We start from the raw sequence: 18,324 nt of genomic DNA, 5'->3' as shown, positions 1-18,324 counted from the left end.
GCAGCCGCCATGTCGGTTTCGCAACAGGCGCTTCGTATTCCAGGCGAGCACGCATCGACTTGCTCATTCCACCCACCACGAGGAACGACAGCATGAAATCAACGCAAGCCATTTCGTTCGACGGCGCATCCCTGCGAGCGCTGCCAAGGGCAGTCGCGCTGGTCGCGGCCTTGCTCGCCGCACCGGCGGGCGCGGCGGAGAATGCACCGAAGGTCCCGGAGGTGATCGTCCCGGCCCCGCAGGCGCAGCCGGCTCACAAGGGCGCTGCGGTCCAGACCCCGCCGCCCAAGAGGACCAAGGGAAAAGCCGCCGAGCAAGGCGCTGAAGGCGCGAAGAAATGCGAGGTGCAGCTGGGAGGCCTGGATGACGCCAGCAAGGGCCGCGTGGGTCCGCGGCCACGGTGCGACGAACTGGCCACGATGCCGATCCAACCGAAAGGAATCAAGCAATGAACGTCTGTGTCCCGACCCGCTCTCGCCCAGCAGTCGCCGGAGCCCACTCGCGCGCGGCCGCGTCAGCGGGCTCCAGGCGAAATCGGCGCAAGTGCGGGGGCACGACCTCGAGCCGTTGCAGGATGCCGCTCGCGAGCTCGAGCGTCGCGAAGTACAAGGCCATCGGCCTGGCTTGGTCAAACGACATGTTCATCGACGAAGTCAACGACGGCGCGAGCGAGCGAGCTGCTGTAGTCCAGTGCGGTCAAGGGGGTGCTGAGGCGACAGAAAGCCGAACGCGGATCTCACGCCAAGTCCGCGTCCGCTCAAGGACAAACTCGCTCGGCGGCTGATGGAAGGTCGGGGTTAGCCATCCACAACGGCATGGTTGGTATCGGTCAAGGCCACCGCACTGGCAAACAATGCGGCAATGGACGTCAGGCTCAAACCGGACTTGCTGCCATCGGGGTGCCAGATGTCGATGTCGCCATTGGCTGGTGTAGTGGCCGGGCGCTCGATGGGCTTGACGGACAACTTGTTGCTGCCGCGCGTATCCAGGGCGCGAATGGCCTTGACCAACTCGGCGGGGTCGTTGGGCACACGGGTGGCGGGCATGCCTAGGCGGTCGGCCAGCAGTTGCAGGCGGAAGGCGCGGACATCGGTGGGGCGGCCATCGGTGAGCTGCTCGTCAAACACGGCGGCGGCCAAAGACGAATCCCAACTCAGGCCCCGACGCGTGAGGTGCGTGGTGCCGGTGAAGGCAATGGCATCGTCCACGATGATGGAGGTGCTGGCCAAGCGCAGTGCGCGGCCCGCGCCCACACCGGGCGAGAACAAGGCAAAGCGATCGGGATGCGCGTTGCGCATGGCTGTGACCGCGTCCATCAGGCAGTGGTTGCGCACGTCTTGCAGCATTCGTGGTGTGCCGAAAGCCAGCTTGGTTGGCACGCACAAGGCCACGCGCAGGCCTTTGCGGTTGTTCATTCGGGTGATCAGGCGTTGCCACCACCGCAGATTCTCACCCCCCGAATCGATAACGAGGTCGTCGACGCTGGGCGTCTCGATGTAGATGAAGTCCTGTGCGCGGTCAATGGCGGCCAGCAAGGCCGTCAACATCTCACGCGCACCAAAGGCGGAGCACAACAGGCGGCGGTCCAAAGCGCGTGTCATCGAATTGATGTTGGCCCCGGCAGCATTGCGCAACTGTGTGCCTGCCCCGCCAGCAATGGGGATCTGGGTGTTGAGCCAGGCTTCCAGCGCCAACTCGTTTTGGCTGAAGGGGAACAAGCTGGCACTCGCCATGGTGCCTTCGGCCACACCGGGCATGCCTTCCATGCCCAAGGCGTTGGTGCGCAACACGGCCACCACAGGGCCTGCGCCGCCGCCATCGGTGGGCAGTGGCAGCACAGGGTTGGCGGCTTCAGCGGCCACGGCCAATTCGCTTTGGATGGCCATGGAGCGCAAGGGCTCGGCCAAGCCCTGGATGAAGTTGAAGGACAAGCCCGCCGTGCGTTCACGCAGGTATTCGGCCACGGCCACGGCGGGGGATCCGTTCAGGTTGACGCCGGTGCCATGGGTCTCCATGGACGCAGGCACCCCGTAGTAGCCCAGGAACTGATTGGCCGTGGGCGATAAGCCCCATGGTGTGGGTGGGGCCGAGCCAATCACAGCCAACGGCCCGGCGGCGGGTTGCGTGGCTGCGGCCACTTCCAATCGGTCCATCAAGGCATAAGGCACGGACGAGGCTGTGACCCCGCTGAGCACGCCCCGGTTGAGCAGGTGCAAGCGGTTGCCCACCAGCAGGTTGTAGCCGCCCGCTGCAGTGCCACCTGTGCTGGGTGTGCGTGGCAAGGGCATGCCCGTCGCATCGGCGCGATCAGGTGCTGCATCAAAAGCCGGGCTGGTCAGCGACACGATGTCGGTGGCGCCTTGCATGCGGTTGATGACCGTGTTGTTATCCCACGAAATGGCCGCCACATTGGTCCGATCGACGATGGTGGGTGGGTTGGTGAGCAGGATCACGTGGCCACCCGGGGGGACGCTGGCATTGGTCAATCCCCCATTGCCGGTGACTCCGGTCTCACAGATCACCCAATTGCCAGCGACAGCCGCTGCTGCTGTGCCGCCCACAGGGGCGGGGCGGGCAAAGCGCCGGTCGGCGTAGTGGCGACGGGCCGCGATGGTGTTGCCCGCACCGGGCAGCAGCACCAGCATGTCCATTCCCAGCAAGCCCAAAGAGGCCACCAGGCCATTGGGCAACACCATGGTCAAGTGAGCCAGTCCATTGGTGTCGGCGCGGCCTGCGCCACCCGTCAACCGAAAGTGTTCACCTTGGCTCAAGTCAAAGCCCAATGGCCAAGCCCGCACCCATGCGCCTGCGTTGGCTGCACCCAGGTTGACTTGCACCAGCACCGTCTGCGGTGACGTGGTGGCGGCGCCACCACCCGTCAATGCCTGCACACGGTATTGATTGGCGGCCGCTGGGGCATTGCCTGCATCAGCCAAGGTGGCGGGCAAAGGGCCCGCACCGGGCGCAGCACCGGTGGCGGCGGGTGTACCACCCCAAGTGATGTCACTGATGCCCAGCACCATGCGTGTCGGTGCAGCGCCGTTGGGCAAGGCCAGCAAGGCATCGGCTGTGGCTTGGCTGTTGGCCAGCAGCACGCCTGCTGTGTTGTTGGTGCGGTTGACGTTGATGCGGGTACTGGGTCGGTTCTGCGCCGATTGCCTGCGGTCGTTGGGTGTGCTTGCGGCCAGGCGGCTATCGCGGCGAGTCACGCCGGTCAAGTGCGATTCTTCTTCCACCACGGCCACGCGGATGAAGTCGCGGTTCAAGCCCGCATGCACGGGCCCAGCCGGCCAGGGTTGGGCGGTGGTGCCGTAGTTGCCCACGGGCAGTATGGCCATCCGTGCGCGAGGGGCGTTGTCCACCTGAGGGTTGTCTGGCGGAGGTGGCGCAGCCGGTGCGGTCAAGGCAGAGAAGCTCAGATTGGGGCCATTGCCCGTGACCTGGATCAGGTTGCTTGTGACATTGGCCCCGCCGTTTTGCAAGCGGCCATTGATGAAGGGCGCGCCCAGTAGACCTTCGTGTGCATCGACCAAGTGTGCGGTTTGCTGGGCCACGAACTGCACCACCACGGGCTGGCCACCTTGCTGCGGATAAGTAGCGGCCGTGATGCCCGGTGCCAGCAATTGGATGTCGGCCGCACCGGTGGCCGGGTCATCGCCCACGCCGGTGTTGAGCAGCCAAGACCACCAGCAAGCGACGGCGCCGGGGTCGATGGCGCGGCCACGCCGGTCAAAGGCCCACAGGTCCACATTGCCATTCAGTCCGGCCAACAAGATGTCGCGGTCAGCCACCGCACCGCCAGGGCGTCGCAACCAGGTCATGGGCACAGGTCCGTTGACCACGTTGCCTCCATTGTTCAGGGCCATGCCCAAAGCCGCCATGCGTTCCTGATCGTTGTCGCCCGGCACATTGGCTTGTCCACCAAAGAAGGGGAAGATGTCGCCGGGCACGAAGTTGGGGCCGGCTGTGGGCAAGATCATGGCAAAGCTTCGTACCTGCGGGCGCGTGGGGGCGGCCAGGGTGTTGGGCAATGCACCACCAATGGGGGCGGCGTTGGCGGCAGGCACCAGGCCCATCAGCTCATGCAAGCGGGCTTCGACCTCGGGCAGCAGCCTGAAGTAAGCCACGATGCGGTTGTTGGGAAAGGGCCAGGCCCCGGTGCTGTCTTGCAAGGCGTCCAGCGCTGCGGGCGGATTAGCCCCATTGCTGATGAACAGGCTGAGCGTGCCCGCAGCCGGGGCATACCAATTCGTGGGGCTGGTGTAGTTCACCGTCAAGCCGAGGTTCTTGCCTGGGACGAGGGCGGGCAGGTTGACCGTGTTGACCGAGAACCAAGGGCCGAGCACAGGCGCCGTGATCCCCAAGGTGTTGGTGGCAGGTGCGAGGGTGATGGCCATGGCGGACTCAGATCTGGTTGGAAGGCCTGGCCTCGCTGCGGCGGCCGATGGGGTCGATCACGCTGACGGTGACATAGGTACCGGGCGGCGCGACCACGCCAGGGTCCACGGCTTCCCAGACGTCGCCTGCGCCACGTATGAAGAGCAACTCGCGCAGCGTGGGGCGTTTGCCGGGCTCCACGCGCCAGGTCTCAAAGCGATGGTCGCCCAGGGCCGTACTGATCAGGCTGATGGCTGCGGGGTGGTGCATGGTGACCTTCAATCCTTCGGCCACATTGGCCACGCTCACTGAGGTGGCCGCCGCAGGCTCGTCGGGCGGGATCACGGCCAATTGCGCGGTGGCGCTGGCCTCGCTCCATTCGCCGGGCAGGACTACTCCCACGGTGGGGGCTCCGGGCGGATCATCGGCTTGCACTTCGACGGCAAAGCGGTAATGGCGCCATGCCTTGAGCGGCTCGGACACGGTGATGTCAAAGCTGGTGCCATCGCGTTCTACGATGGGGCTGCTGACGCTGCCATGCGCCACGAGGTCCATGCGCAATGGGTCGCTCACGGGCACGCTGGCGCGACGCAAGCGCCAGGCTTTGGGCGCAGCCTTGGCGCGCGGCACCTTCACTCGCAGCTTGACACCGCTGGTGGTGGGGTCCAGGCCGGCATTGACCACAGCAATCTGTGGCCGTGCCGGTGCGCCCAGATTGGGCACGGCAAAGGGCACCAGCTCAGACTCGGTGATCTCTGACAGAACGCCGGTGGGGCCTTCGCCCAGCACGCGGTAGATGGTCAACACATCCAATGAACCCGAAACCCGATGCACAAAGCGTGTGGTACTGCTGGTGGCTTCAATGGGTTGCTTGGTCAGGTTCTCGAAGTGGTCCCAACCGAACAAGGCCTTGTATTGCTTGAACTTCATCGCACGCGGCGCGCCGGGCGCGGCACTGAGGATGTCGTTGCGAGCCGCCACATGGCCGTCGTTTTGCAGGGCTTTGAGCAAGATGGTCTCGTTGCTGGCAAACACGCGGTAGCGCGTGCCCACGGTGCTGCCAAAGTCCAGGTCGACGCGGGCATGGCCTTGCACATCGGGCCGGGCCGTGTAGCGCAACTCGGTAATGACAGGTGGCGCTTCGGGCGGACGTGGGTCCATGATCGTGCGCGAGGCTGGATCCGCATTGGGTGACACCAGGTTGAGCACATCGATCCAACGCGCGGTGTAGGTCACCTTCTTGCTGCCGCAGCGTGGCAGGTCCGGCCCATTGCGATGGATGACCAGGATGTCATGTGCTGGTGCAGGGTGCAGTTCCAAGGTGGCCCCGGCCAGACTGCCCAGGGTGTAGCTGGTCGTGGTGGTGGCCAAGCCTGCAAAGGTTTCGTCCAGGTCCAATCGCATCAAGGCGGATCCTCCCGCAGGCAAGTCTGGTGTGCGCGGGATGGGGATGCGCACTTCGATCGTGCCGTGCAGCAGGCCATTGGGGACTGGGCTGGGCACGGTGGGCGGTTGTGGATACAGCTCTATCGTGGGCTTCATAGGCACGGTGCGGGCCTTGGCCGGTGCTGTGCGGTGAGTCCAGCCGGACCAGCGGCCAAACCAATCGCCCTGGGCCAACTGGTAGTCCACGGCGCCAGCGGGCGCGTCGCGGTCTTCAAAGCGGCCTTCGCCCGGACCGGTGGCATCGACGGGACGCGACACGATCACAGGCAAAGGCGTGCCACTGGGCAAGGGCTTGCCAATGGTGATGCGACCCACTTTGGGGAAGGGGTGCAAGGTGCGCAGGCCATTGCCATCGGCGGCGGCCAAGGCGGACACGGCATGGGGCACGAAACCATTGGCCAGCAGACGCAAGGCGCGGCGCACATTGGGCGGCGGTGGTGCGGCCAGCCAGCCCCGGTCTTCGGTGGTGATCCAGTTCACACTGCCGGGCACATCGGGCGGGGTGCCCCTCATTGCCACGGCCATGGTGTGCAGGTCCACAAAGGGGCCCTCTTCTGTGGGGACGATGTCGAACTGTTTGAGTTCGGGGAAAAACTGCACAGCATCTTCCGGCTTGGCGCGCACCGCTGCTGAAAAGGCCGGGCGTTGGAAGATGTTCCAACGCTGGGGCGTCCAGCGCCACAAGCCGCGCACACGGTACAAGACCAAGGATCCATCGGCCGCAGGCACTTTGCTGTCCACGTCGCCAAAGGCCAGGTGGTGGCCCACATCCGGGTCCACGGCACCGGCCAGCATGAAAGGCTCGATAGGGATGCTGACGTTGCTCTTGGCCTGGCCCGTGATGCCGTGGGTGTCTTGCAGCTCCCACGTCGGGGCGCTCATGTCGTTGAGCAAGATGTCCAGCCAGCGCTGCAACTCGCCATCGACTTGGCCCACGCGAGCCAAGGCATCGGCGCCTGTGGCGGAGGGAGCGGCGGCAGGACCGGTTGCACCGTAGGCCACGTACATAGGCTGTTTGAGCACGGCTGCGCGGTTGACGCGGTCTTTGGCTTCCATGCGGGCATTGGCCGTGGGCACGTAGCGTGGCGTGGGCGTGTCGATGGGCAGGCTCCACACTTCCCACAATTCATCACGCTGGAATTCTTTGGCCCGCTCGAAGGCCAGCCAGCGGATGCCATTGACCGTGCCCTGTCCCACCACGCGCACCATGGGGATGGTCCAGGCTGCCAGCACGTAAGGCGCTTTGCTGCGCGACTGGAAGGCTGCGGGGCCTTGTGCTGTGGAGGTCAGGGCTTCAAAGCGCAAGGGGGCGGGCTTGCCAGCCGCCGCAGAGGCGATGCCGCCCGGGTTGACAGGCGTGGCGATCGTGGCGGAAGTGACGGTGGCAGACGGTGAGGCTGTGGCCGTTGAGAGGGCTGGGGTTGTCGTTGCCGCGGTGGAGGCGGCCGCTGTGGCGACCATGCGGCTGACCGGCACCGTCAAGCGCGGTGTGAGCCTGCCCGCCGTGGGCGTGATCTCATGAATGGGGATCAATGGCGATGGAGTGTTCGGCAGGATGGCCGGCACGGCGTTCAGCTCGGCCCAGATCACGTCGGGCCGCGGAAAGTAGCCGTATACCGGGTTGTCGGGCGTGACCTGGAAGGGCTCGGTCAAGTGCTGGCCTTGGCTGTCCACCCAGATCACGCCACCGCTCAGTGCCAGGCGCTTGACATGGTCGGGTGTCAGCACCGATCGGTACACGGCCAAGGGCGTGGCGGGGATGCCCAGTTGGGGCGAGGGCAGCGCACGCACATGCACGCCGGCTGGCAAGTGGGTGTCGCCCACACCATCGATAGCTTCCGCGGTGAATGCCCATGCAGGGGCCTGAATGCTGCTCATGTAGGTCCTCCTGTCGCGTCAAGCGCCTTCTTGGGCCACGATCAATGGCCGATCGAACAAGGGCAAGCGGCCCAAGGCGCCATCGCTACCGTTTTCTTTGAATTGCAGCTCAAGGTCATACAAGCGTCCTCCCATGACTTCGATGGGTGTGGTCGGCACGAAGATGCAGCGTGTGCCGGCGGCGTTGCGCACGCGTTCGGTCAAGCTACCCAAGGCATCCCGCGTGGTGACCCAAGTAAAGGTGAAGGGGCCGGGGAAGTGCGGCACCAGCTTCTTCTTCTCGTAGGTCTTGAACAGTTGCAAGGTCTTGACCTCCAAACGGGCGGACGGCTCGGTCTCGCCTTGCGCACCGGTCTTGAAGCCCGCGCGATGTACGGGCTCGTCGGCCTCGACCAAGATGCCTGCTAGCTTCCATGGTTGCCCAGCAGATGCGGGGCGCAGCCAGATGGCCGTGGTGCGGGGACCTGCGGGCAAGGGCCAGGGGTCCAGTCCCAAGGTGGTCAAGGCCGCATCCAGTTCGGTGTCGCCCACTTGCAAAGATCCGCTGGCCAACGGTGCGGCGGCAATGGCATCGTTGGGGGCCATCAAGCCCATGGCGGGCGCAAAGCCCAAGGCACGCAGCATCTCCGTGGGGTTGCGATAGCGCGAAGTGCGGAAGTGGCTGCGTGCCACGGCCACCTCGGACGATGCATTGACCGTCTTGGGCGCCACGTTGAGCAGCAGGTCGTATTCAGACAACGGTTCCAGATCGGCCTTGACCGACACGGACGACGAGCCCACTGCGGGCGCGCCGTTGATGCAAGGTGCGGCGGCGCTGGCTTCGATGAAGCGGTAGTCGGCAGGGAACCAGGCCAGGGTGTCCACGGCCCAGTTCACCGAAACGGTCACATCCAAGATGTGGACATCACCGGGGATGTGAAGCGGAGAGGCATGCAACGAGCCCACATCAGGCCGTGTATGCAAGACCTTGACTTGCAAGATGCGGTCGTATTTTTCGACCAGAGGCTGCAAGTGGTCGACCATGAACCAGAAGCCGACGTGATCGTCCAGGAAGTGCGGTGGGTCTTCGTGTGTGGGCTGCACTTGCGTCACGTAGCGCGACAGGCCGCGTGGGTCGAAAGTGCGTTCGTCGTAACCTGGGCCGCCTTGTGCAGGGTCCACATCCAGGCTGGTGTTCTGCGCCAGTGCAGGTGCCACGGCCAAACCAAAGTTGGCGGTGTGGAAGCGAAAGCGGTCTTGCTTGCTTGCATCCTTCCAGGTACCGCTGGATGTGGCTGGCGGTTCGTCACCAGGGTGTGCCGGGCGGAAGCCTTGGTATTGCCAGTCGGCACGGATTTCGTACAACTGGTTGGCATCCAGATAGACCTGGTGCGTCGGCTTATTGTCGGCCGCGGCTTGGATCAACTCCAGCAACAGACCTTGCAGCGAGCCACGGTAGTCGGTGTCATGCGCCTGGGCTTGTGCGGCTTCCAGCGTGACACCGCAGAAGGCCACCAAAGCCACGTCGCCACGCGACCAGGGGGCGATCTGTACATTGGTCCAACCCGCGCCTTGTGTCGAACCCTTGGGCAACACATAACGCAGCTTGGGGCAGCGCGCCACCACCACGGTAGCCGTAGGTGGTGGCATGTCCACAGGCTCGCCGGTGAGCACAAAGACCTTGCCATCGGAGTTGGTGGCAATGACCTGCGGCGCAGGCAAGATTTGCAATTGGATCAACTCGGCAATAGCCAGGTGCTGTGCATGCCCCCAGCACACCTTGTAGACAACAGCTTCTGCATCGGCCTTGATGCTCATGCGCACGATGCCTGCACCTTCGACACGCAGCCACTGGCGGCCGGGGCCTTGTGTGCGGGCTTGGCCCACCATGCTGCCATCGGCCGCGAAGGCCGTCAGCACCGTGATCTTGTCAACCGGGTCGAGGTCGGCCGACACCGCATCGATGGCGCCGGGGTAGCTGCCGAACAAGCTGTGCTGGGTCAGGGCCAAGGCCCGTTCACCGCCGGCATCGAAGGCCTTGCCCACCCCTTCGTACTTGGTGCCGCTTTGACCCGTGAACCCACCCACGGATCCATCTTGCGCCGGCATGCTGTCGCAGCCGCCGGGTTGGGTTGTGGGCACATCGCGTTGTTCCAGGCACACCTCCAGCACCACTTCGCCTTCGATCAAAGGCTTGCTGGGCGTCAGGCTCATGGGCGCGGTGGCCATGATCTGCCCCATCTTGCGCCACGATGGGAAGCGCCAGCCTTCGCTCAAGGCCACGCCATGGTGAACGATGCCACCATGCAAAGGCACCACGGCACCAGGCAACCAGGTCCAGCCCGCGTCAGCGCCCAATGCCACCAACGTGGCCACATCGAGGCCATTGGGCAAGTGGGCAACAACGTTGAAGCGACTGGGGAAGGCCGATCCCGCTGCCGGCGTGGCTTTGAACAGACCAAAGTTGCCCGTGCTGTGCACGCGGCCCTTGCCATAGGCGCACGATGGGTCTGCGGGACTGTTTTCTTCGCAGATGTCTTCCACGGTTTGCGCGGGGTCGCCCGGCACGTTCTGCGCGCCTTCGCCCAGCCAGCGCGACCAGGCACGCGGATCCCAACTGAACAGGCCCAACTCGCGGCCCTCTTCGGTGCTGGGTGGGATGGCATCGGGGCTGTTTTCAATGATGGCCTTGCGGTGCGTGGGCATCCACCAGGCTGAATCAAAGGGGCCACTGATCTTGGTCCAGTTGCCATCGACGCTGGGGTCGCCGCCGGTCAACTTCCACAGTGCCAAGGTCTTGAGGCGATAGGCGTACTTCAGTTCGGTCGAACCATTCCAAGGCGACAAGGCCGCGGGCGAGATCAGCTTGCGATCGAAGTCGCTGCCCGCGCCCAAGCCGTCTTCCACGTAGTGACTGCAACGCAGAACGGCCACAGTGTCGGGCCAGACCACAGGCACTTCTTCGGCCGCCTTGCGCGAGGCCTTGCCCTTGACGCAGGCCAAGTGGTCGCACAGATCCAGGCCGAGCAAGGGCGATTCGGGCTCGGGGATATTGAGCGGCGGGTCGTCGCCAATGCGGATGTCGACGCAGCCGGAGACCTCGAAGAAAAACAGGTCCACATGTCCGCAGAAGTGGCCTTCGATGTAGTTGTAGTCATCCGAAATGTGGAAGTGGATCATGCCGTCCACGCCCACCGAGATGACGACCAGATCCAGCTCGCCCTTGATGCCCGCAGCGCCGGCAAACAGCAAGGGCTTGGTGCCCATGCCCACCAGCAAGAAGGCGGTGACCTCCAGCGAGAAGGGGCCGGCTTCCCACTTCAGATCAAAGCCTGCGCCCATGCCGATGGAGAAACCATCGAAGTCCAGCGGGTAGATGTTGAGGTCTGCCGGCACCAGCGTGCCGCCCAGGTGGTGCAGTTGGCGCTCTTCGATCAACACAAAGGCCCAGGCGCGCACGTCCAGCGTGCCGGGCAACAAGGTGATGGTGACGGGGCTGCCGGGCCGTGTCGCATCGTTGTCGGTGCCGATGCGGATGTACCAGGCCAGCCCGCCTGCCAAGGGGAAGAAGGCGGAGATGGGGATCTCCAGCTTGAGCACCTTCGGGATCTCGTACGAGGCGCGCACGGCCAGCATGATCGAATCGGGTTCGATCAGCACCATGCCCAGGATACGCATCGAGGCATTGTTGGCGGTGCCTTGCTCGGTGGCCTGGCTCTTGCGCTGGCTGATCAAGTGCGCATCGATGCCGAAGATCACCGACACATCGGGGAAGCCAATGGTCAATGAACCTTCGGCGTTGAAGGTGAAAGCGCCATCGGGCAGCGTGCCAATGACTGCTCCCACACCAAAGGCAAACTGACCGGACTTGCGTTTGTACTTGTCTTGCGGCGGAAGTGCATACCAGCCCAATTGCTTTTGAACGGGGTCGGCATTGCTCAAGCCATTGGTGTTGCGCGTGCCATTGGCCACGAAGCGGCCCATGAAGCCGAAGATGCCGAAGCCTGTGCCGCCCAATGGGATGCCCACGGGCAACTGCACACCCACTTCCACGGCCACGAAGTCCTGGTCAACGGCCAGAGAACCATAGGCACTGAGCTTGGCAGGGATCACCTCCAAAGCCATCAACGCGCGGAAGGAGCCGCCATCACCGATGGTGACCGAGCCCTTGCCCTTCAGCGTGGCCGGGATGTCCACCGACGCCGTTAGGCCGCGGAACTCGACCTTGAAGGGCTCCAGCCCCAGGCGGATGGTGGCGCCTTCCAGTCGCACCACGCCCAGGTTGAGCGCGAACTCCAGGTCGAACTCCATCCACTGCGAACCATTGCCCATGCGGGATGCGGCAATGCGGATCAGGTTGCCCAAGGGGCCGCCCAAGCTCCAGGTGCCGGGGTCGACCACCTCGACGCTCATGCTGTCGTAGGTCAATGCCACGCCCGACAAGCCGCCACCGGGCGCACCGTCAAACCGCAGGCCCACGGCTTTGTACTTCATGCGCAGATGGCCCACCAAGGACCCGGCGCCCGCCACGCTGACATTGACACGCAGGTCAACCGTGTAGTCGACCGTGGCCGACACACGTGGTGCGCCATTCCATTTGTAGGAGATGGCGACCTTGTCCAGGTCCACACTGCTCGCTGGCCCGCCGCCTGTGTTGATCAACTCGCCAATGGCGGCACCCACCGCCAAGATGGCCGCTGCCGCGACGAATTGACCCAATGGGTCGTTGATTGCATCGGCTGGATTTGCCAGCGCCGTGATGGCCGGACCAAATGCCAAAGCACCGGCCAAGGCATCGCTGCTGATGTTGACTGCACCATCGGGCAGGCTCAAGGCACCGCTGGCTTCGGTCTGCCCCGTGCGTGCGTCATAAGCCCAACGCAACAAGATCTCCCAGAAGTCTTGTCCGGGTGGCGATGGGGGGGGAGCCGGGATGGCCGGTGGGTTGCCCGATGCCGATGGCGGCAACTCGATGGCGGCCTTTTTCCAGGCCACCAGAGCTTCGGCCTCGGTGGGGATGGCATCGGCGACACTGACCACCGTTGGGCTGTCCCACTTGGCGCGCAGGCGCACGCGGTAATCAGTGGGTGGAGGCGCGGTGTTCGTGGTGCTCAGGCCAGCAGGCGGCGCACCATCGGGCCCCGGTACCAACATGCGCGTGGGCACACCTAGGTTGGCCGGTGCAGGCGCAGGGGCCGGTGCAGGCGCGGCACCGCTGTCTGCGGCATAGATCTCGGCGCAGCGGTAAGGCGGGCGGTTGGCATCGTTGCGCGCCGCCATATGCGTGGTCCAGTCGGCGGCATCGGGGTTCCAACTGCTGTTCCACACTGGCAGCGTGGCCCCGGAGGGATGCGTCTTGCGCGAAGCGGGCAAGGCCAAGCGGCCCACCGCAATGATGCGTGGCGGTGGGGTGTTGGCATCGACCACCGGCGGGGGCGATGCAAAGGCCTCTGTTTCGTGCCGCACGATGATGTCTGTCGTAGGCACGCCCGCGTTGATCAACGCGGTCTTGGCTGCATTGGCACGCCGATCGGCCAGATCGTTGTTGTAGCTGTTGTTGTCGGCCTCGGTGGCGTTGTATTTCAGGTCGTCGGTGCGGCCCACCACATAGAACTTGCGTGTGCCTGAGGGCGTGCCCAGGGCATTGATCCAGTTGCGCAAGCGGCTGGTGGCATCGGTGCCATCGGGGTGATCGCGCGACGCATCGAAGTGCAGGGCCAATGGCCAGGCATCTTGTTCATGCTTGACGCCGTTGGTCGTGTCGCTGCCCGTGTAGGGGTACAGCACCCCCAGTGGGTCGACCGAGTCCCAATCGAAATGCATCTGCACCACGCGCGACACGTTGGTGACGACGGGAACTGGCACAGGCAAGGGGTCGGCATCGCCACGCGGAATGGGCACCTCCACCTCGGCATCGGTGCCGGCGGGTACGGTGACTTGCGTGCCTGCAATCGTGGCCGCAGTGGGTGCAGATGCGCGGTCACTGTTGACGTGAAAGGGCCGTGCCAAGAAGGTGTCGACGACCGACGTGGGTGTCGCATCACCCCCATCCGTGCCCACCACAGTGACCACCGCAGGCGACGAGGCCGTGCTGGACACCTGATGGCCCACAGCCAATGGCCCTTGCGGCACCACCTCGACACGGATACGGCGTTGGCCATTGGTGTCAATGACGACGACGTCGGCGCTGGTGGTGCCTTGCGCAATGGCTGGGATGGTGAAGGTGTTGGCCGCAGGCACCGTGACAGGTGCGCTGCCCGTGCCCATGCGCCAAGCCACGTTGCCACCACCACGTTTGGTCAACACAACGCCTTGCAGCCGTTCACGCGGGCCACGCAGGTGCAGTACGTTGTTGAAGGTCGTGGCACCCACGGTGGCGTCCACCATGGGCCCGATGCCCGATGGGCTGCCCGCTTGACGCGGGAAGCTGACGTTCACCTCCATCAGCTCGCGCTGCTGGTTGGGGATGGCGCTGGCTTGCGATGGCTGCGGGGACAAAACGGCAGGGTCACCCACGCGCAAACGGTAACGCAGCAAGTTGGTGGTGGGGGCGTTGAACCAAGGTGTCGACGCGGTGTTGCCCTCGGTGCCATCGGGCAACTTCCACCACACGCCTTTCACGGCCAGGTCGGTATGGCCGGGAACGAACTGATCGTCGCCCACTGCGAAGACGGCGCGGACGCGCTGCGGCGTGTCACCCGGGCCGGTGGTGATCGCGTACTGCAAAGCCGTGCCACGCGGTGCCGGCGTGGTTTCGGCCACGTCGGTTTCGGTGCCGTTGCTCTGGTACTGCTTAATCGTCAGCCGCGTATTGAACACGTCGTTGAAGTCTTGACCAAACTCCAGCGCCAATTCGCCTTGCAAGCCACCGGGGCTGCCGATGATCACATCGCGAGTGCTTACCGACAGGCTGTGCACCAGCGGCGTGTCGGGCGGGAAATAGAACGTGGCCTCTTTGTAAGACACGCCTTCCCATGTCTCGTCATGCCCGCGCGCTTCGATGTCGGCTGGCGTGAAGTTTTGCGACAGGTCCAACACCACGCTGTCCAAGGTCATGCCGTATTGGCTGGACCCGAACAAGAAGCTCGATGGCTTGGCCGTCAGGCGGATAACCGAGCCCGTGGGTGCGGTGGGATCGAACGGATCAGGCGCATCGACCAGTTGCACCTGTGTGGGCGTGGCGCCCGGGCCGCCTGATATGCGCACCACGCCTTGCGCCACCAAATGCACTTGCTGTTGTGCCGGTGTGTTGCCGGTTGGCTGCAAAGTCAAAGGGGTGACACCGGTGCCGCCGGTCTTGCGTGCCGCACGCACGCCAGGGATCAGCACCTCCACGTCCCACACTTCAATGTCAAGGGTCCACAGACCGGGGGCGCCTTCTTGTGCGGTGTTGTTGGCCGCCAGCGCGCGGTTCACGGCCAAGCGGAAGGGCAACCCGTGTGTCAGGCCTGGAATGCGCAAGAGCCACTGCGCGGTATTGATGTCCAACGCATCGGCCAAGGATTGCAGCGTACCTTCGTGCAAGAAGAAGTCGTTGCTGGTGGTACTCCGATGGTCCAGCACCGTCAAGATGCCGATCTGCTCCACGATGCCATCGGGAATCTGTGTGGCCACGCCTGTGGTTTGCGGCAGCAGGTCGAGGATGCTGATACCCCGGCGAACGCTCATGTCTTTCCTCCCTTTGATCTGACTGGCACGCGAGCAGAGCGCGCACCTTTAGGCAGTCGGGCCGGAGCGTAGGAGGGGGGGGACAAAAGTACCTATCCCTAAGGATTGGGGGAGGCTGCCACAGCATCGAGGTCAAGAAAGTGAGTTGCGAACGGGTCTTGTCATGCGGGCTCCGGCTGTCGGGCAGAGGCCGGCTCGGGCAGAGCCGGCATGCTGAGTCACGCTCCCAGGTGGCAGCGCCAGCCGAGCGAACTTGGGGAGCCAACGGAACCCCGACTGCGATCGGTTGCGAGTTGAGGTCGTCAGCTACCAGCGGGAACTGGCCGCAGTGGTGGAAGGCGGTCCCAGTACATGGGAAGGACCTCGTTGAGGCGGCGGCCCTTCTGCGGATTGCCGGTGAGGTTCGGCAGCATCACCGCGCTCATCGTGCCAAGCGCGTTCGAGATCTGGATGACCTGCAGGACAAGCAGGAGCGGGAAACCGTGCTCGCCTCACTGCAGCGCGTGTATATCGCTGTGCACGAACGAGTTAAGCGGCCTCGACATGTTGGTAAGCGAGCGGACGAGCGGCATGGCTTGGTGCGGCGCTATCGCCTCGCAACGGCAAAGGGTCGTGCCCGTGCCATCGGCCGCGACGCGCTCGTACAGGTTGTCGAGGACATGGTCCCTGCACTGCAGCGCGTCGCCGCTGGCGGTCGCGAAGAGTGGGATGGCCCGAATCACGTGGGCCGCATGAGCGAGGATGCGGCGGATGCCGCGTTGGTGGTCGAGGTGGCCAGCGACTCGTACCAGCCGATTGCACGCGGTCCGATTCGCACCGAGAGCGGGAACTTGTCTGTGGCCATGAGTCGATAGAGCGTCGACCTACCCAGCCGCTGCTCTTGGCTGGCGTCAGGGCCAGACGTTCGGGAAGTGCGACTACGCGCCGTCCAGAGCGATTGAGACGCCGACCAGCGGGCTCATGGCGTGCCTCACCCTTACCGCTTCGCACCATGCATCGCCGCAGCGCAGCCTCAGGAACCCGTGCGCGAGGCTTCCGCCCTCAAGGAAGGCGTCAAACTTTTTCTTTGATGAATCGAGGCAGCACAGCCTGTGCTTGCCTGGATGTGTGCGCCCGCCTTTGGTCGCGCTCAACCAGCAGCTTTGCGGCAATGAGATCAGGCCGTCGAGTGACTGCTATGAGGTCAGCACTGCCAGTTCGCGCGGCAGGGAAGCGGTCGGCTGGCTGCACGACACCAAGCGCTTCGGTAGCGTCCTGCGGCTGCACTACCGCGCACAGCTGTCGTTCGGACCGGCACTCGGCTGCCAAGCCCAACGGCTGCTTGGTGCAAGCCAGGGTGAGTACGTCGGCCGAACGTCACTGACAGCAACCGCTGGATTCTGTTGAAAAACAGGCTTGGCGAATCGAGGTCTGCGAGTGGCGCAGCCTGTGCGATGAGAGCGATCGCAGGAGGCAACGCCTTCTGCTCTGGCCGCGGCCGACCTTCTAGGCCGGCACTGGGGATCTTTGCTTCGCTTCCAGCAACCGCTTCGCCATCCGTCGTAGGTTCTGCGCAGTTGCCGCAAGCAGGAATTCGTCTCTGGCACCGGACAACCCTCGCAAGCGCAGTCGGTCCAGCTTCAAGATGCGCTTCAAGTGCGCGAAGAGCATCTCGACGCTGCCGCTTCGATTGGGCGTACTCCGCTGTCTTGGCGATCGCACGCCCCACGTCTCGCGCGTCCTCATGCACGCTCCGCGCGATCTTGCGAATCGGCGTGTTCGGGCAGCAGCGTTGCTTCAGCGCGCATCCAGAGCAGTCTTGTTGGCTGGCGCGATAGATGATCGTGCCTTCCTTGGTCACGTGATCGCGTGGCTGCTTGAAGTTGCGGTGTTCGCTGCGAAGCGCAAAGCCTTGTGGGCACCGGTATTCGTCAGACTGCCCGTCCCAGACAAAGTCGCTGACTGACAGCGATCCATCCTTTCGCTCGGTCCTATCCCAGACCGGCACGTGAGGCGCGATGTGCTTCTCATTGACCATCCAGGACAGCATCTCCGCCGTGCCGTATGCGGTGTCGCCGACGAGACGCCGAGGCTTGATGCCAAAGCGCTGTTCGACACGATCGATCATCGCCTTTGTTGACTCCACCTCCTGCGTTCGATGCGCCGGCGTCGCTTCAACATCGACGATGATCCCGGCATCCAGGTCAATCAAGTAGTTGGTCGAGTAGGCGTACTGCGGCGGTCCACCTGGCGCAGCAGTCCAGTGCGCTGCCGGACCGGTGAGTGAGACGTTCCTCCCCGGCGGCGTTGGAACAACGTCGTCGTCCTCGGCTACGGGGTTAGTCTTCTCCAAGCCATCCAGGTGCTCACGCACAGCGCGACTCGGCTCCTCCCACTCGGGCATCTGGTCTTTGGGTACCCCGCGCGTCCGATTGGCGTCGGCCCTGATGAAGCTGGCGTCTGCAGCGAAGCCTTCTCCGCCGACCAGTCCCTCGCTCATGCATCGCCGGAGCACTGTCTCGAACAAGCTTCGCAAGGTGTCGCCCGCACGGAAGCGCCCGTGACGATTCTTCGAGAACGTGGAGTGGTTCGGTACCGGCTCATCGAGCTCGAGACGGCAGAACCATCGATACGCCAGATTCAGATGCACCTCCTCGCATAGCCGACGCTCTGAGCGAATACCAAAGCAGTAGCCGACGATGAGCATGCGCAGAATCAGCTCGGGGTCGATCGAGGGTCGTCCCGTGTGACTGTAGAACTGGGCAAGTTGTGCGCGTAGCTCGCGAAGGTCGAGGACTTGATCGATGCCTCGAAGCAGGTGGCACTGTGGGACATGATCGTCGAGACTGAAGCTGTAGAAGAGTTTGTCTTGTGCTTCCGGTCGCTGTCCCATCATGGCGATGTGCTCCCCCGACGTTGCACTCAACATAGGCGACAACCGCCGATTTGCCAGGGGAGTTTTTCAACAGAATCGACCCAATCCTGTCCTACGCCGTT

The 18,324-nt window shown here is 64.2% G+C and carries 5 protein-coding genes and 1 pseudogene; 1 reads left to right on the top strand and 5 read right to left on the bottom strand.

Annotation, left to right across the window (positions count from 1 at the left end; translation table 11 throughout):
* The first annotated feature begins 92 nt into the window (after positions 1 to 92).
* A complete protein-coding gene (locus tag E8D38_RS22790; protein WP_140635954.1) occupies positions 93 to 452 on the top strand; it encodes a hypothetical protein in 360 nt (119 codons plus the stop codon).
* Between the two features lie 345 nt (positions 453 to 797).
* Here E8D38_RS22790 and E8D38_RS22785 read toward each other — a convergent pair whose 3' ends face one another.
* The 5 genes and pseudogenes from E8D38_RS22785 to E8D38_RS22765 all read right to left on the bottom strand — a co-directional run bounded on the left by E8D38_RS22785 (position 798) and on the right by E8D38_RS22765 (position 18,223).
* Positions 798 to 4,397, bottom strand: a complete 3,600-nt coding sequence (locus E8D38_RS22785; RefSeq protein ID WP_140635952.1) for a phospholipase D-like domain-containing protein — start codon at positions 4,395 to 4,397, stop codon at positions 798 to 800.
* A gap of 7 nt (positions 4,398 to 4,404) precedes the next feature.
* Positions 4,405 to 7,701: a hypothetical protein gene (locus tag E8D38_RS22780; protein ID WP_140635950.1), complete on the bottom strand. Its 3,297-nt coding sequence runs from the start codon at positions 7,699 to 7,701 to the stop codon at positions 4,405 to 4,407.
* Between the two features lie 18 nt (positions 7,702 to 7,719).
* Positions 7,720 to 15,348, bottom strand: a complete 7,629-nt coding sequence (locus tag E8D38_RS22775) for an OmpA family protein (RefSeq protein WP_140635948.1) — start codon at positions 15,346 to 15,348, stop codon at positions 7,720 to 7,722.
* A gap of 718 nt (positions 15,349 to 16,066) precedes the next feature.
* Complete coding sequence (locus tag E8D38_RS29435) at positions 16,067 to 16,192, bottom strand: AlpA family phage regulatory protein (protein ID WP_140635946.1); 126 nt, start codon at positions 16,190 to 16,192, stop codon at positions 16,067 to 16,069.
* A gap of 641 nt (positions 16,193 to 16,833) precedes the next feature.
* A pseudogene (locus tag E8D38_RS22765) lies at positions 16,834 to 18,223 on the bottom strand (IS1182 family transposase).
* Between the last annotated feature and the right edge of the window lie 101 nt (positions 18,224 to 18,324).

Source organism: Methylibium rhizosphaerae (genome assembly GCF_006386545.1).
Taxonomy (GTDB): Bacteria; Pseudomonadota; Gammaproteobacteria; order Burkholderiales; family Burkholderiaceae_C; genus Pseudorivibacter; species Pseudorivibacter rhizosphaerae.
The sequence above is the reverse complement of the archived record's forward strand: the minus strand, read 5'-3'. Positions and strand labels throughout refer to the sequence as shown.